At 74.6% G+C, this 19936-nt stretch carries 16 protein-coding genes; 4 read left to right on the top strand and 12 right to left on the bottom strand.

Annotated features, from left to right (window positions below):
* The first annotated feature begins 11 nt into the window (after positions 1 to 11).
* On the top strand, positions 12 to 1082 hold the full coding sequence (locus SM573_RS11265; RefSeq protein WP_474616010.1) for a LacI family DNA-binding transcriptional regulator: 1071 nt from the start codon (positions 12 to 14) through the stop codon (positions 1080 to 1082).
* Between the two features lie 67 nt (positions 1083 to 1149).
* Positions 1150 to 2823: a glycoside hydrolase family 13 protein gene (locus tag SM573_RS11260; protein ID WP_474614370.1), complete on the top strand. Its 1674-nt coding sequence runs from the start codon at positions 1150 to 1152 to the stop codon at positions 2821 to 2823.
* 44 nt (positions 2824 to 2867) lie between these two features.
* Here SM573_RS11260 and SM573_RS11255 read toward each other — a convergent pair whose 3' ends face one another.
* From SM573_RS11255 to xylA, 4 genes are all read right to left on the bottom strand, one after another.
* The gene (locus tag SM573_RS11255; protein WP_474614316.1) at positions 2868 to 3620 is read right to left on the bottom strand and encodes a GNAT family N-acetyltransferase; all 753 of its coding nucleotides are present in this window, start codon (positions 3618 to 3620) and stop codon (positions 2868 to 2870) included.
* 221 nt (positions 3621 to 3841) lie between these two features.
* Entirely contained in the window at positions 3842 to 5278 is a 1437-nt protein-coding gene (locus SM573_RS11250; RefSeq protein WP_474614317.1) for an MFS transporter, read from the bottom strand.
* Between the two features lie 76 nt (positions 5279 to 5354).
* The gene (gene xylB, locus SM573_RS11245) at positions 5355 to 6815 is read right to left on the bottom strand and encodes a xylulokinase (protein WP_474614318.1); all 1461 of its coding nucleotides are present in this window, start codon (positions 6813 to 6815) and stop codon (positions 5355 to 5357) included.
* A 10-nt stretch (positions 6816 to 6825) separates the two neighbouring features.
* The gene (xylA, locus tag SM573_RS11240) at positions 6826 to 8013 is read right to left on the bottom strand and encodes a xylose isomerase (protein WP_474616009.1); all 1188 of its coding nucleotides are present in this window, start codon (positions 8011 to 8013) and stop codon (positions 6826 to 6828) included.
* Positions 8014 to 8089: 76 nt separating this feature from the next.
* Between xylA and SM573_RS11235 the strand changes: the two genes are divergently transcribed.
* Positions 8090 to 9328, top strand: a complete 1239-nt coding sequence (locus SM573_RS11235) for an ROK family protein (RefSeq protein WP_474616008.1) — start codon at positions 8090 to 8092, stop codon at positions 9326 to 9328.
* Between the two features lie 109 nt (positions 9329 to 9437).
* Here the strand turns inward: SM573_RS11235 and SM573_RS11230 are convergent, their stop codons facing one another.
* Positions 9438 to 9998 (bottom strand): MarR family winged helix-turn-helix transcriptional regulator, encoded by a 561-nt coding sequence (locus tag SM573_RS11230; protein WP_474614321.1) that lies wholly within the window; start codon positions 9996 to 9998, stop codon positions 9438 to 9440.
* 57 nt (positions 9999 to 10055) lie between these two features.
* On the opposite strand from SM573_RS11230, the gene SM573_RS11225 reads away from it, so the two are divergent.
* Positions 10056 to 11186 carry a PP2C family protein-serine/threonine phosphatase gene (locus tag SM573_RS11225; RefSeq protein WP_474614322.1) on the top strand — a complete coding sequence of 377 codons (1131 nt, stop codon included), beginning with the start codon at positions 10056 to 10058 and terminating at the stop codon, positions 11184 to 11186.
* A 9-nt stretch (positions 11187 to 11195) separates the two neighbouring features.
* On the opposite strand, the gene SM573_RS11220 is transcribed toward SM573_RS11225, so the two are convergent.
* From SM573_RS11220 to SM573_RS11190, 7 genes are all read right to left on the bottom strand, one after another.
* Positions 11196 to 12680: a sugar transferase gene (locus tag SM573_RS11220; RefSeq protein WP_474614323.1), complete on the bottom strand. Its 1485-nt coding sequence runs from the start codon at positions 12678 to 12680 to the stop codon at positions 11196 to 11198.
* A gap of 211 nt (positions 12681 to 12891) precedes the next feature.
* Entirely contained in the window at positions 12892 to 14652 is a 1761-nt protein-coding gene (locus SM573_RS11215) for a VWA domain-containing protein (protein ID WP_474614324.1), read from the bottom strand.
* A gap of 138 nt (positions 14653 to 14790) precedes the next feature.
* A complete protein-coding gene (locus SM573_RS11210) occupies positions 14791 to 15834 on the bottom strand; it encodes a lactonase family protein (RefSeq protein WP_474616007.1) in 1044 nt (347 codons plus the stop codon).
* 86 nt (positions 15835 to 15920) lie between these two features.
* Positions 15921 to 16523: a GTP-binding protein gene (locus SM573_RS11205; protein ID WP_474614326.1), complete on the bottom strand. Its 603-nt coding sequence runs from the start codon at positions 16521 to 16523 to the stop codon at positions 15921 to 15923.
* A complete protein-coding gene (locus SM573_RS11200) occupies positions 16504 to 16890 on the bottom strand; it encodes a DUF742 domain-containing protein (protein ID WP_474614327.1) in 387 nt (128 codons plus the stop codon). Before SM573_RS11200 ends, SM573_RS11205 begins: the two co-directional genes overlap by 20 nt.
* Positions 16880 to 17302: a roadblock/LC7 domain-containing protein gene (locus SM573_RS11195; protein ID WP_474616006.1), complete on the bottom strand. Its 423-nt coding sequence runs from the start codon at positions 17300 to 17302 to the stop codon at positions 16880 to 16882. The genes SM573_RS11200 and SM573_RS11195 overlap by 11 nt, the downstream gene beginning before the upstream one ends.
* Positions 17302 to 19845 (bottom strand): sensor histidine kinase, encoded by a 2544-nt coding sequence (locus SM573_RS11190; protein WP_474614329.1) that lies wholly within the window; start codon positions 19843 to 19845, stop codon positions 17302 to 17304. Before SM573_RS11190 ends, SM573_RS11195 begins: the two co-directional genes overlap by 1 nt.
* Between the last annotated feature and the right edge of the window lie 91 nt (positions 19846 to 19936).

The raw sequence follows: 19936 nt of genomic DNA, 5'->3' as shown, positions 1-19936 counted from the left end.
CGGGGGGAACCGTGACGACGATCCACGATGTCGCCCGGCTGGCCGGGGTCTCCACGGCCACCGTCTCCCGGGCGCTGCGCGGCCTCCCGACGGTCTCGCCCGCCACGCGCCGCCGGGTGCTCGCCGCCGCCGAGCAGCTGGAGTACGCCGTCTCGCCCAGCGCGTCGCGGCTGGCCGGCGGCCGGACCGGTGCCATCGCCGTGGTGGTCCCGAGGATCACCCGCTGGTTCTTCGCCACCGTCGTCGAGGCGGTCGAGGAGTTCCTCCACCAGCACGGCTACGACCTGCTGCTCTACAACCTGGGCGGTCGCGAGCAGATCCGCCAGCGGGTGCTGCGCACGGCGAACCTGCCCAAGCGGGTGGACGGGGTCATGCTGGTGGCGACCCCGCTGCTGGCCGGGGACCTGACCGCGCTGACCGCGCTCGACCTGCCGGGCGTGACGATCAGCTCCGGCACGAAGGTGCCCCACTGGCCGTGTGTCCGGATCGACGACGTGGCCGCCGCGCGCACGGCCACCCGGCACCTGCTCGACCTGGGCCACCGGCGGATCGCGCACATCTCCGGCGACCCGGACGACGAGCTCGCCTACACCACCCACGTCGACCGGCGGCGCGGCTACCAGGCCGCGCTGCGGGAGGCGGGGCTGCGACCCGACCCGAGCCTCGACGTGGATTCGCAGTTCACGATCGACGGTGGCACCCGCGCCACCGCCGAGCTGCTGGCCCGGGGCGAACCACCGACCGCCATCGTGGCCGCCTGCGACGAGATGGCGATGGGCGCCATGGCCGCCCTCCGCGACGCCGGGCTGCGGGTGCCGCACGACGTCAGCGTGATCGGCATCGACGACCACGACCTCGCCGGGGTGCTCGGCCTCAGCACGGTGGCCCAGCCGGCCGCCGAGCAGGGGCGGCTCGCCGCCCGCCTCCTACTGGACCCGCTCGGCGGCCACGCCCTCGGCGCGCTCGACAGCCGGCCGCTCACGTCCACCGGCCCCTTCCGGCCCGAGACGCCGAGCTCGCCGGTGATCCTGCCCACTCGGCTGGTCGTACGCGAGTCGACCGCGCCGCCGCGGGCACACTGAACGGACGCCCGCCACCGTCGCCGGGAGTCCCGCACCGCACCACACGCACGACACACGGGAGAAGGCCCTGAACACCAACGTGACGCAGCAAGACCGGTCCGGCGACCCGATCACCGGCTGGTGGACCGAAGCCGTCATCTACCAGATCTACCCGCGGTCGTTCGCCGACTCGGACGGCGACGGGATCGGGGACCTGCCCGGCATCACCGCCCGCCTCGACCACCTCGTGGAGCTGGGTGTCGACGCGGTCTGGCTCTCCCCCTTCTACCCCTCGCCGCAGGCGGACGCCGGCTACGACGTGGCCGACTACCGCGACGTCGACCCGCTCTTCGGCCGGCTGTCGGACGCCGACAAGCTCATCACCGAGGCGCACGCGCGCGGTCTACGGGTGATCGTCGACCTGGTGCCCAACCACACCTCGTCGGCGCACCCCTGGTTCACCGCGGCACTCGCCGCCGCCCCCGGCAGCGCCGAGCGGGCCCGGTACATCTTCCGGGACGGGCGGGGCCCCGACGGCGAGCAGCCGCCGAACGACTGGCAGAGCGTCTTCGGCGGGCCGGCCTGGACGCGCGTCGTCGAGGCCGACGGACGGCCGGGCCAGTGGTACCTGCACCTGTTCGACACCGGCCAGCCGGACCTCAACTGGGACCTGCCCGAGGTGCGGGCCGAGTTCCTGGACGTCCTGCGGTTCTGGCTGGACCGGGGCGTGGACGGCTTCCGTGTCGACGTGGCGCACGGCCTGGTGAAGCAGGCCGACCTGGCCGACTGGCAGGAGCCGCAGGAGATCCTCTCCGGGCGTGAGGAGGACCGGCCCCGCCCGCCGATGTGGGACCAGGACGGCGTGCACGAGATCTACCGCGAGTGGCGCCGGGTGCTGGACGGCTACCCCGGCGAGCGGGTCCTGGTCGCGGAGGCGTGGGTCGAGCCGGCCGAGCGGCTGGCCCGCTACGTGCGGCCGGACGAGATGCACCAGGCGTTCAACTTCGAGTACCTCCTCGCCTCCTGGACCGCGCCCGCCCAGTACGCGGTGATCACCCGCTCGCTGGAGGCGACCGACGCGGTCGGCGCCCCGACCACCTGGGTGCTCTCCAACCACGACGTGGTGCGGCACGCCTCCCGGCTCGGCCTGCCGGTGGGCACGCCGCGGCCCAACGGCATCGGCATCGGCGACCCGCAGCCGGACGCGGCGCTGGGCCTGCGGCGGGCGCGCGCGGCCACCCTGCTGATGCTCGCGCTGCCCGGCTCGGCCTACCTCTACCAGGGTGAGGAGCTGGGCCTGCCCGAGCACACCACGATGCCCGACGACGCCCGCCAGGATCCGACCTGGAAGCGCAGCGGGCACACCCAGCGCGGCCGTGACGGCTGCCGGGTGCCGATCCCGTGGGAGGCCGACGCCCCGTCGTACGGCTTCGGGCCGACGGACGCGAGCTGGCTGCCGCAGCCGGAGATCTGGGCCGAGTACGCGCTGGACCGCCAGCGGGACGTGCCCGGCTCGACGTACGAGATGTACCGCACCGCGCTGCGGCTGCGCCGCGAGCACGGGCTGGGGCAGGGCACGTTGCGCTGGCGGGAGTCCGGTGACACGACACTGGTCTTCGACAACGGCGGGCTGACCGTGCTCACCAACTTCGGTGAGGCGCCGGTGCCGCTGCCGGCGGGTGCCGAGGTGCTGCACGCGAGCGAGCCGCTGACCGAGGACGGCGCGGTACCGACCGACGTGACGGTCTGGTTCCGCTCCTGACGGGTGCGGTGGGGGCTCCGGCCGTGGCCGGAGCCCCCACCGTGTCAGGTGAGTCCGATGTAGAGCCGCTTGCCCACCGGGCGGTAGCCGACCCGCTCGTACACCCGCCAGGAGCCCGGGCCGGAGGCCTCCAGCCAGGCGTGCCCGCCGCCGGCGGCGAAGACCCGCCCGGTGATCGCGGCGGTCAGCGCGCCCGCGATGCCCCGACGGCGGTGGGCGGGACGCACGGCGATGCCGGCGACCTCGCTCACCCCCGCGCCGGGCACCGACGCCTGCCCGCCCCCGACGCACCGGCCGTCGGCGGTACGCGCCAGCATCACCGGCGCACCCATGTCCTGTTGTCGGCGCAGCCGCGCCACCTCCGCCGCGGTCGCCACCGCCTCACCGCCGAACGCCTCGTTCTGCGCGGCGACGACCCCCGCGCGCTCGGGGTCCGTCGCCGGCACGGCGAGTTCGACCCCGTCGGGCGGCGCCGGGACGACCAGTGTGCCGGGCGAGCAGACGAGGTAGTCGTGGCGTGCCTCCACCGTGAACCCGGCGGCGAGCAGGCGCGCCTCCAGGTCGGGTGCGCAGGCCGTGACGTACTCCAGGCGTGGGGTCCGGCCGATGTCGCGGAACGCCGCGACGAGCGCGTCGACGTCCGGGCCGGTGATCGCGGCGTCGGGCCGCGGTGTGGCGTAGTTGATGTTCGGGTTGTCCGTCGTCGGATCCCAGCCGATGACGAACGGACCGACCTCGACGACCTCGGGGCGTCGGGTGAGCAGGGCGACGACGGAGTTCTGGACGATGTTGTCCATGATCAACTCAACCTTCTGGGGAAGCTGCCGGTGAAACACGATGTGGGCCGCTTCGGGAAGGGCGATGCGCGAGGCCGACCGTCCGCGCGGTCAGGCTTCGCCGTGCACCCGGCGGCCGCTTCGGCTCGCCGTGACCATGGCCTTCATTCCTTCGGTGAGGGGACGCGCCGACGTGCGCGCCGATCGATCCTGCAGGGCGGCACGACGCGGTGTCAACCGCATTACCGGGCCTGCCCGCGTACCGCCTCCGCACGCTCGTGCAGCAGCCCGCGCACCGCCGCGATGTCGGCCGGGGAGCTGCGCGCCGCGAGCCAGTACATGACACCGGTCGGGACGAAGAAGAGCTGGAAGGCTGCCAGCCCGACCGCGTAGTTCAGCGGCGGCGGGAACGCCGCCCGCAACGCCTGGAAGGCGACGCCGACCAGCGCGTTGCCGGCCGCCCGGCCCACACCGTTGACGAGGTTACCCAGGCTGTAGACCGTGCCCCGGTGCTCCGGCGGGTTGACGTCGGCGATCAGAGCGAACCAGTTCGGCGAGTTCGCCGAGGTCAACGCGAGCGCGAACAGCGCCGTCAGCAGGCTGAGCCCGACGGTCGGCTCGGTGACCACACTGGCCAGGACGGCCCCGACCACCGCACCGGAGCCCGCGCCGTCCGGCACGTCGATCCGCATCGGCACGAAGAAGAGCACCAGGTAGAACGGCACCGCCGCGAGGATGCCCACGGCCGCGACGAGGCCGCGCCCTCGGGGCGTACGCCGCTGCACCGCGTCGCCGACGAGCCCGCCCACGATGGAGAACACCCCACCGAGCTGGAACAGGGTGGCGAAGACGCTGCCCACCAGCACCGCGGTGGGGGTCGAGTAGCCCTGGTCCTCCGCCCGCTCGGCGAAGAGCACCGGCAGCCAGACGAGCGAGCCGAAGGCGGCCTGCGCGGTCAGCCCCTGCAGGATCAGCCACCGGTTGGTCCGCCGCGCCAGGATCCGCGGCAGGTCGGCCCGGCTGATCCGGTAGTCGTAGTCCGCGCCCGCCGCGAGCGCGTCGGCCAGGTCCGGCTCGCTCTGCCCGCGACGGATGTCGTACGTGAACAGGTAGGCCACCGTCGCGACCAGACCCACGACGGCCAGCACCAGGAAGGGGCGACGCCAGTCGACGCTGCCCAGCAGGCCGGCGACCAGCGTCCCGGCCAGCGTGCCGACGCCCTGGGAGAGCCCCCAGAAGCTCATCACCAGACCGCGACGACGGGGTGAGATCAGGTCGGTGACCACGGAGAAGCCGACCGAGCCGACGGCGCCGAGGCCGATCGCCGCGACGACCTGCGCGGCGAGGAAGGTCGGGTAGTTCCCGGCGGCGGCGCTGCCGCCGGTACCGGCCGCCCAGATCAGCGTGCCGACCATGAGCAGTCGCTTGCGGTCGGTCCGGTCCCCCACGTACGCCCACCCCACGGCGGCCGCCGCGCTGACGAGGAAGCTCGCCGCGGTGACCACCCCGAGCAGGCGCTGCGGGACGTCGAACGCGTCGGCGATCGGGCCGTACAGCGGCGGGACCAGCCCGATCGCCACGTTGTCCAGCGAGGCGAGCAGCACGAAGACCACCACGCTGTAGCCGCGGTGCGCCGCCGTCCCGCCCCAGGCGCGCGCTGTACCACCCCGCAAGGTCATGTGCGGAAGCCAAGCAGCCCAAGGTCACGGGCGGGTGACGGCGCGCGGTACGCCGCCACCCGTCCCGGCCGCGAGGTCAGTCCGCGTCGTCGGACGCGTCGATCCGGTCGAGGTGCCGTTCCCGCGCCGCGGCGTACCGCTCCCGGATCGCGGGGACCGGCTCGGCGGTGTACTCCTCGGTGCCGTCGAGGCTCCAGACGGGCGGCGCGTCGCCACCCAGCGCCACCCAGGCGGCCTGGCGGGCCGCCCCGTCGGCGACGTACTCGCCGGGCGGCGGCACGACCACCGGGCAGCCGAAGACCTGTGGCGCGATCCGCCGTACGGCGACCGAACGAGCCGCGCCGCCCACCAGGATCACCCGGCGGACCTCGGCGCCCTGGGCGACGAGGGCGTCCAGGCCGTCGGCGAGCGCGGAGAGCATGCCCTCCACGGCCGCCCGGGCCAGGTGGGCCGGGGTCGAGGTGCGCAGGGTCAGCCCGTGCACCGACCCGGTGGCGGTGGGCAGGTTGGGAGTCCGCTCCCCCTCCAGGTACGGCACCATCACCAGGCCGTCCGCCCCGGCCGGCGCGGCGAGCGCCAGGTCGGCCAGCTCGTCCAGGCCGACCCGGAGCATCGCCGCGGCGGCGTCGAGCACCCGCGCGGCGTTGAGCGTGCAGACCAGCGGCAGGAACCGGCCCGTCGCGTCGGCGAAGCCGGCCACGATGCCGGTGGGGTCGGCCGACGGCCGCTCGGCGACGCTGAAGACCGTGCCGGACGTGCCGACCGAGACGACGACGTCACCGGGGCCGGCGCCCACGCCGAGCGCCGCGGCCGCGTTGTCGCCCGTGCCCGGGCCGAGCAGCACGCCCCGCGACACCCCCTCGGTCGCCAGGGCGCCCGGGTCCAGCTCGCCGGCCACGTCGGCCGGGCCGAGCACCGTGGGCACCTCCAGGCGGCGCCCGACGGCCCGCTCCAGGAGGTCGAGCCGGTACTCCCCGGTCGCCGGCGACCAGTAGCCGGTGCCGCTGGCGTCGCCGCGGTCGGTGCGCAGGGCCGCGAGGCCCGGCGCACCGGCCAGCCGCCAGGTGAGCCAGTCGTGCGGCAGGCAGACCGCGGCCACCCGGGCGGCGCGCTCCGGCTCGTGCCGGGCCAGCCACCGCAGCTTGGTGACGGTGAGGCTGGCCACCGGAACGGTCCCCACGGCGTCGGCCCAGAACCGGCCACCGGCCTCGCCGCCACCGGCCTCGGCCACCAGGTCGGCGGCGGCGCCGGCCGACCGGGTGTCGTTCCACAGCAGCGCGGGCCGGACCACCTGGCCGGCCTCGTCCAGAGCGACCATGCCGTGCTGCTGCCCGCCGATCGACACGGCCGCCACGTCGGCGAGCCCACCGGCGGCGTCGATCGCCGCCCGAAGCGCCGTCCACCAGGCGGCCGGGTCGACCTCGGTGCCGTCCGGGTGCGGAGCCCGGCCCTGGCGGACCAGGGCGCCGGTCTCCGCGTCCCGGATCACGACCTTGCACGACTGGGTGGACGAGTCCACCCCCGCCACGAGCGGCATCGCGACCGCCTCAGCGCGCGCCGAGCAGGTGCTCGACGGCGAGCTGGTTGAGCCGGACGAAGCCGAAGCCCCGCGCCGCCACCGCGTCCACGTCGAACTCCTCGAAGGCGGAGCGGTCGTTCAGCAGGTCGGCGTAGCTCTCCCCGTCGCCCAGGGTGGGGACGGCCAGCTCGGCGACCTTGCTGGCGGCCAGCGCCTCGGCGACCTCCGGGTCGGCGCGGAACGCCGCGGCCCGCTCCTTCAACAGCAGGTAGGTGCGCATGTTCGCCTCGGCCGAGGCCCACACACCGCTGAAGTCCTCGGTGCGGGAGGGCTTGTAGTCGAAGTGCCGGGGGCCGTCGTACGCGGGCCCACCCTCCGGACCACCGTTCTCCAGCAGGTCGACCAGGGCGAACGCGTTGAGCAGGTCGCCGTGGCCGAAGACCAGGTCCTGGTCGTACTTGATGCCGCGCTGCCCGTTGAGGTCGAGGTGGAACAGCTTGCCCTGCCAGAGCGCCTGGGCGATGCCGTGGGCGTAGTTGAGCCCGGCCATCTGCTCGTGGCCGACCTCCGGGTTCAGGCCCACCAGCTCCGGGTGCTCCAGGCTCGAGATGAAGGCCAGGGCGTGCCCGACCGTGGGCAGCAGGATGTCGCCGCGCGGCTCGTTCGGCTTCGGCTCGAGCGCGAAGCGCAGGTCGTAGCCGCGGTCGAGAACGTACTGCGTGAGCAGGTCGACGGCCTCGCGGTAGCGCTCCAGCGCCGCGCGCACGTCCTTGGCCACGTCGTACTCGGAGCCCTCCCGACCGCCCCACATCACGAAGGTGCGGGCGCCCAGCTCGGCGGCGAGGTCGACGTTGCGCAGCACCTTGCGCAGCGCGTAACGGCGGACGTCGCGGTCGTTGCTCGTGAAGCCACCGTCCTTGAAGACGGGGTGCGTGAAGAGGTTGGTGGTGACCATCGGCACCACCAGGCCGGTCTCGTCGAGCGCCTTGCGGAACCGGGCGATGTGCTGGTCGCGGGTGGCGGCGTCGGCACCGAACGGGATCAGGTCGTCGTCGTGGAACGTGATGCCGTACGCGCCCAGCTCGGCGAGCCGGTGCACGGCCTCGACCGCGTCCAGGGCGGGTCGGGTGGCGTCACCGAACGGGTCCCGGGCCTGCCAGCCCACGGTCCAGAGCCCGAAGGAGAACTTGTCGGCGGGGGTGGGACGGGGTGCCATGGCAGCCTCCGGGGGGTGGGGTCGGCTATTTGTTCAGCGATTGAATTATTAGGCTGACCTGTGGCACCGTCAAGGGGTGACGACTACCACCGGTCCCGTCGGGGCCGTCCGCCAGGGCAGCCTGCGGGAGCTCAACCTCGCCGTGGTGCTCGGCCGGATCGCCACCGCCGGCCGCCCGCCGTCCCGGGCCGACCTCGCGGCCGAGACCGGTCTCACGCGCGCCACCGTCTCGGCGGTCGTGGAGGATCTGATGACCGGCCGGCTGGTGACCGAGGCCGAACCGGCGCCGCGCTCCGGCGCCGGACGACCGGCCCGTGGGTTGGTGCTGGCCGGCAACGGGCCGGCCGGGCTGGGTCTGGAGATCAACGTCGACTACCTGGCGGCCTGCGTGGTGGACCTGGCGGGCCGGGTGCGGCACCACACCGTGCACCGGGCCGACCTGCGGCCGCTCTCTCCCCCGGACGCGCTGAGCCGGCTCGTCGAGCTGGCCGACCGGGCCCGCGCCGACGCCGCGGCGCAGGGTCTCACCCTGGCCGGGGCGGCGCTCGGCGTACCCGGTCTCGTGGACGACGCCGGGACCGTACGGCTGGCGCCCAACCTGGGCTGGCGGGACGTCGCGGTGCCGGCGCTGTTGGCCGGCCACCCGCCACTGACCGAGCGGGTCGACGGCGTACCCCCGATCGTGGTCGACAACGAGGCCAACCTGGCCGCGCTCGGCGAACTGCACGCCGGCCCCGGCGGGCCGGCCAGCTTCCTGCACATCTCCGGCGAGGTGGGCATCGGCGCGGGCATCGTGCTGGACGGCGCCCTCTTCCGGGGCGCGCGCGGATGGAGCGGCGAGATCGGCCACATCCCCGTCCGTGCGGAGGGGCGTCCGTGCCGCTGCGGCGGCCACGGCTGCCTGGAGCAGTACGCCGGCCAGGAGGCCATCCTGGCCGCCGCCGGCCTGGCCGGGGCCGACCTGCCGGCGGACACCGCCGCCACCCGGCTGGCCGAACTGGCCGAGGCCGGCTCGACGGCGGCGCTGCGCGCGCTGGAGGAGGCCGGCCGCGCCCTCGGCGTGGCCGTCGCGGCCGTGGTGAACCTGCTCGACCTGGACACCGTGGTGCTCGGTGGCGGCTACGCCCCGCTCACGCCCTGGCTACGACCACCGGTGCTCGCGGAGATCTCCGACCGGGTGCTCACGGCGGCCTGGTCCCCGGTCACCGTACGGTCGGCGACGCTCGGCGCGGACGCCGCCGCCGTCGGTGCGGCGGGCTCGGTGGTCCGGCGGATCATCGGCTGGCCGGCCGGCTGGCTCGCCCGCGCGGGCTGACCGATCGCGGCCGACGGACCAGGCCGAGCGGTCGGGGCCGACGGGACGGACCGGGCCGAGCGGTCGGGGCGCGTCGCGGCCGTGCGGGTCGAGCGGTCGCGGCGGCGGATCAGGCCGTGCGGGCCACCTGCCCGTCCGACCAGTCCCGCGTGGCGGGCAGCGTCGCGCCCAGCTCCTCGGCACGGACCGGCACCGGCTCCACCGGTGCGGACTCGGCCTCCTGGCGCCGGGCGGTCTCGTCGAACTCGCGCATACCGCGCAACAGCGCCTCCCGCCCCTCCGCGGTCATCCCGGAGAGGATGTGGGCGAGCTTCGCCCGCCGGTCCTCGCGCAGCTCGGCGAGGAGCCCACGAGCCTCCGGCGTGAGGTGCAGCGAGATCTCCCGCCGGTCGAGGCGGCCCGGCTCGCGCTCCAGCATGCCGGCCGCCACGAGTCGGTCGCAGAGCCGGCTGGCCGAGCTGAGCAGCATGTCGAGCCGGCTGGCCAGCCGGCGCAGGTTGATGCCGTCGTGCTGCTCGACCACCATCACGGCGCGCAACTGGGCGCCGGAGACCCGGCTGGTCGTCCGCTCCCGCGCCGCCTCCCACACGGTGAGCAGGGCACCCGCCGCCGCGTCGAGGGCGGCGGCGATACTCGTCTCGGGGTCCGACGGACCGTGCAGTTCGGCCATGGTGGCCCGAGAGTACTCCGCGAAAGCGGTAGGTCGAGGCGTTGAGTGAGGAGCGGGATGAGCGAACCGGTCAACCGGGCACGAGCCGCCCTCGTCGGCACTCCCGCCGACCGGCTCGTCGACGCGGTCGCCGACGTCGTGACCGAGGCGTACGGGGTGCGGGCCACCGAGCTCCTCCAGGTCGACTACCGGCTGGCGGTCCTGCTGCCGCTCGGCGAGGGCGAGGGGGTCACCGCTCCCGGCCACCCGGCCTGGCGCTGCTTCGACCACCAGGAGCCGGTGCAGGACGGTGCCACGGCCTACGTCCCGGTGAGCATGCGCGGCGAGCGGCGAGGCGTCCTCCGCCTGACCCCGGTGCCGGACGACCCGGCCGTGCGCGACGAGCTGACGGCGATCGCGACCGCGCTGGCCCACGAGCTGGCGGCGGTCGCCGCCGGCACCGACGTCTACCGGGCCGCCCGGCGCAGCCGGCGGCTGACCCTGGCCGCCGAGATGCAGTGGGAGCTGCTGCCGGGCCGCAGCCGCACCCGCCCCGCCTTCAGCCTGGCCGGGCAGTTGGAGCCGGCGTACGCCGTGCGCGGCGACAGCTTCGACTGGTCCGACGACGGGGATCGGGTCTGGCTCTCGACCGTCAACGGCATGGGTGAGGGCGTCTCGGCGTCGATGCTCACCGCGCTGGCCACCAGCGCCCTGCGCAACGCCCGCCGTGCCGGACTCTCCCTGGCCGACCAGGCCGCGCTCGCCGACCAGGCGATCTACGACCTGCACCGGGGCGAACGCCACCTCTCCGCCCTGCTGATGGAGCTGGACCTCGCCAGTGGGGTGATGACCGCCGTCGACGCCGGCTCCCCGCGGCTGGTTCGGGTGCGCGACGGCCAGGTCACCGAGCAGCGGCTGGAGGCGCAGTTCCCGCTCGGCATGTTCGAGGCGACCGACTACCACGAGCAGCGGTTCCAGCTGCACCGCGGTGAGCGGCTCTTCGTGGTCAGTGACGGCGTGATCGAGGCGGCGGGGAGACAGGCGCGGTACGGCGAGACGGCCCTGGACCGCTTCCTGCGCCGCACCGGCCCGATGGAGCCGCTGGACGCCGTCCGGTCGCTCCTCGGCGACCTGCGCGCGTTCGTCTCCGGCGACCTGGTCGACGACGCCGTCGTGGTCTGCCTGGACTGGACGGGCCCGCAGCCGTAGCCCGACCGCTCAGTACGCCCCGCGGCCGTTGACCACCGCGCCGAAGGTCTTCCAGAGGATGGTGAGATCGGCGGCGAGCGACCAGTTCTCCACGTAGTAGAGGTCGAGCCGGATGCCGTCCTCCCAGCTCAGGTCGGACCGGCCGCTGACCTGCCACAGCCCGGTCATGCCGGGCTTGACGAGCAGCCGCCGGGCCACGTCGCCGTCGTAGCGGGCGACCTCGGAGGGCAGCGGCGGGCGCGGGCCGACCAGGCTCATCTGCCCGAGCAGCACGTTCACCAGCTGCGGCAGCTCGTCCAGCGACCATTTGCGCAGCAGCCGCCCGATCCGGGTCACCCGCGGGTCGTCGCGCATCTTGAACATCAGGCCGTCGGTCTCGTTGCGGGCGGCCAGCTCGGCCAGGAGCGCGTCGGCGTTGACCACCATCGTGCGGAACTTCCACACCCCGAACTCGCGCCCGCCCTGGCCGACCCGCACCTGGCGGAACAGCACCGGGCCCCGACTGTCCAACCGGATGGCCAGCGCGATGACCGCCAGCACCGGCAGCAGCAGCGTCAGCGCGATCACGGCGGCGGAGCGGTCGACCAGGCCCTTCACCAGCTTGCGGGTGCCCCGGAACTCGGGTGCCTCCACGTGGATCAGCGGCAGGCCGGCGACCGGACGGGTGTGGATGCGGGGGCCGGCGACGTCGGTCAGCGCCGGCGCGACGACGAGGTCGACCCCGCTGCCCTCCAGCTGCCAACCGAGCCGGCGCAGCCGCGCCGCGGTCAACTCGCCCGAGGCGGTGACGGCCACGGTGTCGGCGCCGATGGCGCTGGCCGCCTCCGGGATGCCGCGGAACGACCCGACCACGGGTACGTCGCCCAACCGCTGCGGCACGGGGGCGAGCAGCGCGTCCGGGATGCACGCCCCGACCACGTGGTAGCCGGCGTACGGCTCGCGGCGCAGGGTCTGCACCAGCTCCAGCACGTGAGCCGTGTCGCCGACCACGAGCACCTTGCGGGACCACCCGCCGCCCCGCGAACGGGCGCGGTGCAGCCGCTTGCGGGCGGCGAACCGCGCCACCTCGAGACCGAGCGTGCCGACCGCGAAGGAGATGGCGAGGAAGCCACGGGAGACGCCCACGTCGGCCACGTAGCCGACGATGGCGATGCCGCCGGCCAGGCGCAGGCACGCGCTGCTCACCCGGCGGTACTCGTCCGCGCCGTAGCCGATGACCCGGTCGTCGTAGCAGCCGAGCGCCTTGAGCGACACCAGCCAGGCCAGCACCAGCCCCGGGGCCACGAGCACGTACGGGATCTTCGAGCCACTCGGCACCTCGTCGCCGAAGCGGGCGAGGTAACCCACGAGCAGCGCCACGGTCAGGACGACGCTGTCCAGTACGACGAGAACGCGGATGTAGGCCCGCTCGTCGGTGCGGCCCAAAGCCCCGGACCGGGCGCCCTCCGGCGTCGACGACGTCCTGGCGGGGGTCAACAGCGTAGCCGAGGTCACCAGCCCTCCCACCTCGCTCAGGACGGCCCCGGTCCACATCGGCCGGGCGGCGGCCGACGATGCGGGGCACCTCGACATCCTGCCCGACAACTATGGCCACCGATTTACTTGCGACGTATTGCCGTCACTTTTCCCGACGGCCCGCGTGCGGGGAAGGGGCCCGTCGTACCGGATGCCGTGGCACGGCGGGCCCCACCGACTGTCCGGTCGGTCAGCGCGGCGCCGGGGGCCGCAGCGCGATGGCCTTCAGGAAGATGCCACCGATCTCGGTCGGGTTCTTGGCGACGAAGCTGCCACCGCCGGTCACCGCCGTGATCGACTTCAGCTCCGCCTCGCTGACCTTGTCACCGATACCGATCAGGATGACCTGCACCGGCCGCTCCGGGTCCGCGACCCGCTTCAGCTCCGACAGCAGCTTCGCCTGGCTGATGCCGTTAGCGTCCTCGTTCTCACCGTCGGTGAAGAGCACCACCGAGTTGACCCGGCCCTGCTGCCACTCGTCCTGCACCGTCTGGTACGCCGCGAGGATGGTGTCGTAGAGGCCGGTGTTGCCGTTCGACGGGCGGATCCCGCTGAGCGCCGACTCGAGCTTGCCGCGGTTGCTGGAGAGCGGGCCGATGGCGACGAGCTCCCGGTAGTCACGGCTGCCGACGAGGTTGGTGGAGAAGGTCCAGAGGCCGATCGACCACGTGTCGTCGAAGAGACCGAGGCCGCGGCGGGCCGCCTCGACCGTGACCTCCTCGCGGGTGCGGTTGTTCGCGGCGGGCACCTCTTCCTTCATCGAACCGGAGACGTCGATGACGGCGAGCATCCGACCCGTCTGGGTGGCGATGGACCAGCTGGAGACGACCCGGTCGATGGCGTCCGCGTCGAGGCCACCGGCCGCCGTACCGCCGCCGCTCGGTGGGTTCGACGGCCCGCCGGCCGGGCTGGGCGCGCCCTGCGGCGCCTTGAACCCGTCGCCCCAGTTTCCGTCGGGCGCGCGGAGCGCCTGGGCCGCGAGCCGGTCGCGGAAGCCCGGGGTGGTGAGCAGTTCGTAGAGCACACCCGCCGCGGCGGCCTTGTCCGGCTCGATGCCCGGCAGCACCGCGAACGGGTAGTCCAGCGCCACCGGCTCCGGGTCGGTCAGGTAGAGGGCGGCCAGCGGGACCGGCGGCTTCTTGTTGTTGTACTCGATCACGTCCTCTTCGGACAGCGCCGCCGCACCGAGGCCGCTCGCGATCGCGGTCGGGTCCTTCGAGGTCGGGAAGCGGGCGAGCAGGTCGTTGCGCAGGGCGGAGCGGCCGGTCGCGAGCGCCCGCAGCGCCCCGACGGTCTGCGCCTGGGCGCCACCGCCCGCCGCGCTCGCCGCGGTGGTCAGCGACAGCAGCCCGGAGAGGCCCGCGGCGTCGCGGGTGGGCTCGACGATGCCGGTACGCAGCGGCTTGCTGCTGTTCACCTGCTTGAGCAGGTCACCCCAGGTGAGCTTCGCGTTCGGCCAGCCGAGACGGGTGGCGATCGGCTCGGGTGCCGCGACGACCACCGGGCTGCGCGCGATCGACGCGCCGTTGGCGGGCGCGAACGCCGTCGCCTCCTTCTTCAGCCGCAGCAGCCAGGTGGACGAGTCGGGGATCCAGACGTCGGGCGCGACGGCCGTGCCGCTGGCCTGCCCCACACCGGCCAGGACCGCGCCGTGCTTGGCGGCGACCACGGCCGCCACGTCCATGGGGTCGGTGGCGCTGACGTTGACCGCGATGCAGGTGCCGCCGACGGCCGCGCCGTCCTTGACCCACTGGGAGGCGGACGCGTCCACCGCGGGGGCGAGTTCCGGGGCCACTGCCACGGAGAGCTGGATCTGACCCGAACAGGACGGCTCGATCAACTCTCGGTAACCGAACCAGGCGCCCGCCGCCACGACGACGAGCGCCGTCGCCGATGCGGCGGCGGCAGCTCCGGGAATCTTCGAACGCATGCGATGGCGGCCTGCAGACACGAAGACCATCTTGCGTACCCGTTCACGGGACTGCCATAACCGTTCGGACGAAAGTTACGGAGGAGAAACAGTTGATCGTCGTTTAGAGACGGAGAGTGACGATACGGCCCCGTGGCGTGGCTGGAAATGAGGGATCGTTCAGGGAATCACGCAGGTCGGGCTCGACACCGGCACCGGCTCGCCGACCGCCGAGGGCACACCGGTGGACCGGTCGACCTGGAAGACCCGGATCATGTCGGCCCGCTCGTCGGCGACGTAGAGGTGCTCGCCGATCAGCGCGAAGTGTCGGGGCCACTCACCTCCGGTGTCCACCTCGGCGACCAGGTCCGGCCGCTCCTCGCGCAGGTCGAAGACGGCGAGCGTGCCGATGCCCCGGTTGGCGACGTAGAGGAAGCGTCCGTCCGGGCGCACCGCGACCTCCGACGGCTGGACGTGGCCCGGGCGCCCGCTCGCCTCGACCCGGGCGCGTTCGTGCAGCGCCCCGTCGGTCAGCTCGTACGCGGTGACGGTCGCGTCCAGCTCGCCCACCAGGTAGCACCGCCGCCCGTCCGGGTGCCGGGCCAGGTGGCGGGGGCCCGTCCCGGCGTGCGTGCGCACCCGCGGGGCGCGGGGAACCAGCCGACCCGTGGCGGCGTCGAGGTCGTACCGGTAGACCGAGTCGGTACCGAGGTCGACCGCGAGCAGCGGGCCGCCCGCCGGGTCCGGGGAGACCATGTGCGCGTGTGCCCGCTCCTGGCGCTCCCGGTCCGGACCGTGCCCCTCGTGCGCCACCAGGTCGCTGCGCTCACCGGGCACGCCGCGGGAGTCGAGCGGGAACACCGCCACGCTGCCGGTGCCGTAGTTGGCGGCGACGAGGTGCGCGCCGCCGGGGAGGACGGCCAGGTGACACGGCTCGCCGCCGCCGGTGGCTCGGGTGGCGAGGGGCGTCAGCTCACCGTCGGGCCCGGTGCGCCAGGCGCTCACCTCCCCGTCCGGCAGCTCGTTGACCGCGTAGAGCACGGGCAACCTCGGATGCCGCGCGAGGAAGGACGGCGAGGCGGTGGGCGCGACGCCGCCCAGCACCGTCAACGCCCCGGACGACGGGTCGCGTCGCGCGGCGAGGATGCCCGTCCCGCGTCCGCCGCTCTCCGCCGTGTAGCACCCGATGTGGACGACCTCGACGTGCCCGTTCACGCTTCCCACCCTTCGCCGGTTCCTCCGACAGATCCAACCAGAGGCGTCTCCCGCCGCCACCCGGATGGGATTTCCCGCCGCGAGGCGGGCGGCGGTCAGGCCGCCGGGACCGGTTCGCCCCGCTGCCGGGCCACGTGCTCCACCAGGGCGATCAGCGCCAGCTTCCCGGACTGCCGGTCCCGCGCGTCACAGAGCACCAGCGGCACCTCCGGGTCGAGGTCGAGCGCTCGGCGTACCGTCTCCAGATCGAAGCGACGAGCGCCGTCGAAGCAGTTGACGCCCACCACGAACGGGATGCCCCGCTGCTCGAAGTAGTCGATCGAGGGGAAGCAGCCCGCGAGCCGCCGGGTGTCGGCGAGGACCACGGCGCCGAGCGCCCCGAAGGCCAGCTCGTCCCAGAGGAACCAGAAGCGGTCCTGCCCGGGCGTGCCGAAGAGGTAGAGCTGGAGGTCGTCGTTGATGGTGATCCGGCCGAAGTCCATCGCGACGGTGGTGGTGGACTTGCCCTCCACGCCGGAGAGGTCGTCGGTGTCGACTCCCGCGCCGGTCAGGATCTCCTCGGTCTGCAACGGCCGGACCTCGCTCAACGCGCTGACCAGGGTCGTCTTGCCGGCGCCGAAACCGCCCGCGATGAGGATCTTCAGAGCCAGCGGGACCCGGGTGCCGGGGCCGGTCCGGTCATAGCGCACGGAGTCCACTGACCACCGCCTTGAGGATGTCGTCGTCGGGAAGGGACGCGGCGGCCGGCGGCTCGTGCACCGCGACCAGGCCGCGCGTGAGCAGGTCGCCGAGCAACACCCGGACGACGCCGACCGCGAGGTCCAGCTCGGCGGCGAGCTCGGCCACCGGGACCGGCCGATGGGTCAGCTCGACCAGGCGGCGGTGCTCCGGCGCGAGGCGGGGGTCGCTGGCGTCCGCCTCCGGACCGGCCAGCACGAACGCCACCAGGTCGAACCCGTCGGCTGCGGAACGCACCCGACCGCCGGTCAGGGTGTACGGGCGGACGACGGGGCCCGCGTCGTCGTCCAGCCACTCGTGTCGAGGGCCCGGCGCTTCACTCGGCATCGACCGCACCCGCCGTCGGCCGGGCCGGCGCGGTCAGGTAGTCGCCGACCCGGATGACCAGCATCGCCATCTCGTACGCCACCAGGCCGATGTCCGCGTCCGCCTCGCTCACCACGGCGAGGCAGGCGCCCTGGCCGGCCGCCGTGACGAAGAGGTACGCCGACTCCATCTCCACCACGGTCTGCCGCACCGGCCCGCCGTCGACGTGCCGGCTCGCGCCGCGGGCCAGGCTGGCGAAGCCGGCGGCCAGCGCGCACAGGTGCTCGGCGTCCGACCGGTCGAGGTCGGCGGAGGCCCCGAGCAGCAGCCCGTCCGCCGACAGCACCACCGCCTGACGGGCGGCCGGCACGCGTTGCACCAGTTCGTCGAGCAGCCAGTCGAGATCGGCGCTCTGCTTCGTCGATTGCTGCACTAGGCGTCCCTCTCAGTCTCGGTCGGTCGATCGGCCGCCGGGGCGTCGGACGGCGGAGCCGGGTCGACGCCGGTCGCACCGGTGGGGCCGGCCCGGTCGGCGTCGGTGGACGGCGGCCTGCGTACCTGCCCCGGGCCGGCCGTCCCGGGGTGCGGCGCGGCGTCGCCGAGCGCGGGGAGCGCTTCTCGGGCGTCGGCCGGCGAGGAGTCGGTCGGCGCGGGGCGTGCCTCCCGGGCGTCGGCCGACGGGGAGTCGGCGGCCGTCGTGCGCGCCTCCTCGGCGGCACGCCGTCCCCGGGCCGTGCCGGCCTGGAGCGCCGACATCAGCCGGCGCACCTCCTCGGGGGCGCGCGGGGTCGGCGTGTCGTCCACCGCGTGCCGGGTGCGGGCGGACGGCGTGGACCGGCGTACCCGCCGGGGCAGGCCGTCGAGGTCCCCCGCGGCGACGGGGGCCGCCGGGTCGGACGGAACCGACGGGGCCCGTTGCCCGGCGGGCGGGGCGGTCGGCGCGGGCCGGGCGGGTGTCGCGGGACCGTCCGTCGCGGTGCGGTGGTTGGCCGCGACCCGGGGCCGCGGCACCGACGCCCGCCGGGCCTCGGCGGTGACGCGCCGCGCGGGCCGCCCCGGGCCGCGCCCGACGAGGTCGCCGAGGGCCGGCGCCGGCTCGTCGGTGATCAGATCAGACGGTACGAGCACCACGGCGGTGATCCCGCCCGCCTCGGACCGCCGCAGGCTCACCCGGACCGCGTGCCGTGCGGCGAGCCGGGCCACCACGAACAGGCCGAGCCGGGCGCTCTCGGCGGGGTCGAACTCGGGTGACCGGGAGAGCCGCCGGTTGGCGTCCTCCAGGGCCGCGTCGGACATGCCCAGGCCGCGGTCGGTCACCTCCACCGCGTACCCGTTGGCGACCCGCTGCCCGACGATGGTCACCCGGGTCGCCGGCGGAGAGAACGCGGTGGCGTTCTCGATCAGCTCCGCGAGCAGGTGGATCACGTCACCGACAGCCCGCCCGAGCACGCCGGCCGGTTGCACGTCGCCGATGTGCACGCGGTCGTACGCCTCGACCTCGGAGATCGCGCCACGGATCAGGTCGACGATCGCCACGGGGTTGCGCCAACCGCGGCCGGGAGCCGCGCCGGCCAGGATCACCAGGTCCTCGGCGTGCCGACGCAGCCGGGTGGCCAGGTGGTCCACCTGGAACAGCTCGGCCAACTCGTCCGGGTCCTCGGTGCCCCGCTCCATCCGGTCGAGCAGGGCGAGCTGCCGGTGCACGAGGCCCTGGCTGCGCCGGGCGATGTTCAGGAAGACCTCGTTGAGGCCCCGCCGCAGGGTGACCTCGTCCACCGCTGCCTGGACCGCCGTCCGCTGCACCTCGTTGAACGCGCGCCCCACCTGGCCGATCTCGTCGTCGCCGTACTCCAGGGGCGGCGCCTCCCGGGCCACGTCGACCTGCTCCCCACGGCGCAGCCGGGCCACCACGTCGGGCAGCCGCTGCTCGGCGAGTTCCAGGGCGGCGGTCCGTACGCCGCTGAGCCGGACGGCCAGGGTACGGCCCACCCGCACCGCGACCAGCACGGACACGACCACGGCGACCAGCCCGAGCACACCGGCGGCGGCGAGCCGGACGAGGATCCGCACGGCGGTCGGCACCGACCGGTCGGCGAGCCCGTCGGCCGCCGCCAGCTCGAAGTCGCGCAGCTGCCGCTGGACCTCGTCGTAGTCGGCCTGCCAGGCCGCGGGGTCCACCGGCGGCTGCCGCCGACCGTCCGCGGCGACCAGGTCGTCCTGCATCACGCGCAGCCGCGTGAACGCCGCCTGCTCGGTCAGCCGCTGGTATGCGGCGCGGTCACCCGGTGGCAGCTCGGCCACCGCGTCCTCGACGAGGAACCGCTGGTTGCCGATGATCTGCACGAACCGGGCGTGCTCCCCGGCGGCGAAGCGCCCGCTGGTCACCGCACCGGCCAGCAGGGCGTCCGCCTGCCCCAGCAGCTCCCGGGACCGGCCGAGCGCGGTCAGCGCACGGGCCTCCCGGTTGAGGTCCGGCTCGGGCAGCGCCGCCATGGCGGTGAAGGCCTGGAACGACGAGCCGATCATTCCGTTGTAGAGGCCGAGGGCGCCCGCCCGGTCCAGCTTCCGCTGGTCGATGAATCCGCGGCCGGCGGGCAACGCCTCCAGCGCGGTGACGAGTTGGTCGATCCGCGCTCGTAGCGAGGCGTCGGCCGCGTCGCGCAGCTCCTCGCCCGAGACCCGACGGCGCAGCTCGGCGATCGCCTGGTCGGTCCGCTGCCGCTGGTCGGCGAGGGCGGGCAGCGGGGCGGTGCCGGCGAGCTGCACGACGGTCAGGCGGCGCTCCCGCTGCAACTCGGCGACGACCGCCTCGCCGGGGCGGCCGAGGTCGTAGAGGAAGGTGCGGGCGGCCAACAGGTCGAGGGCCGGTCCGAAGGTGAGCGTGGTCGCGAAGATCCAGAGAGCCAGCAGCGCCGTCACCGGCACGACGACCAGCGCCGTCAGCTTCGAGCGGATCGGCCAGTCGCGCGTGTTCATCGGACCTCGCCCGGAGGGTGTGACAGGAGGGGCGCCGGCGACGGCCGGGCAGCGCTCCCACCGGGCAGCCTCCCGGCACCTGGCGCCGGGC

The organism is Micromonospora xinjiangensis, from assembly GCF_056150165.1.
The sequence above is the reverse complement of the archived record's forward strand: the minus strand, read 5'-3'. Positions and strand labels throughout refer to the sequence as shown.

Excerpts from the sequence above, each read along its gene's own strand:
- SM573_RS11255 (WP_474614316.1), bottom strand. The coding sequence starts at position 3,620 with ATGGACAACATCGTCCAGAACTCCGTCGTCGCCCTGCTCACCCGACGC.
- SM573_RS11250 (WP_474614317.1), bottom strand. The coding sequence starts at position 5,278 with ATGACCTTGCGGGGTGGTACAGCGCGCGCCTGGGGCGGGACGGCGGCG.
- xylB (WP_474614318.1), bottom strand. The coding sequence starts at position 6,815 with ATGCCGCTCGTGGCGGGGGTGGACTCGTCCACCCAGTCGTGCAAGGTC.
- xylA (WP_474616009.1), bottom strand. The coding sequence starts at position 8,013 with ATGGCACCCCGTCCCACCCCCGCCGACAAGTTCTCCTTCGGGCTCTGG.
- SM573_RS11230 (WP_474614321.1), bottom strand. The coding sequence starts at position 9,998 with ATGGCCGAACTGCACGGTCCGTCGGACCCCGAGACGAGTATCGCCGCC.
- SM573_RS11225 (WP_474614322.1), top strand. The coding sequence starts at position 10,056 with ATGAGCGAACCGGTCAACCGGGCACGAGCCGCCCTCGTCGGCACTCCC.
- SM573_RS11200 (WP_474614327.1), bottom strand. The coding sequence starts at position 16,890 with ATGCCGAGTGAAGCGCCGGGCCCTCGACACGAGTGGCTGGACGACGAC.
- SM573_RS11190 (WP_474614329.1), bottom strand. The coding sequence starts at position 19,845 with ATGAACACGCGCGACTGGCCGATCCGCTCGAAGCTGACGGCGCTGGTC.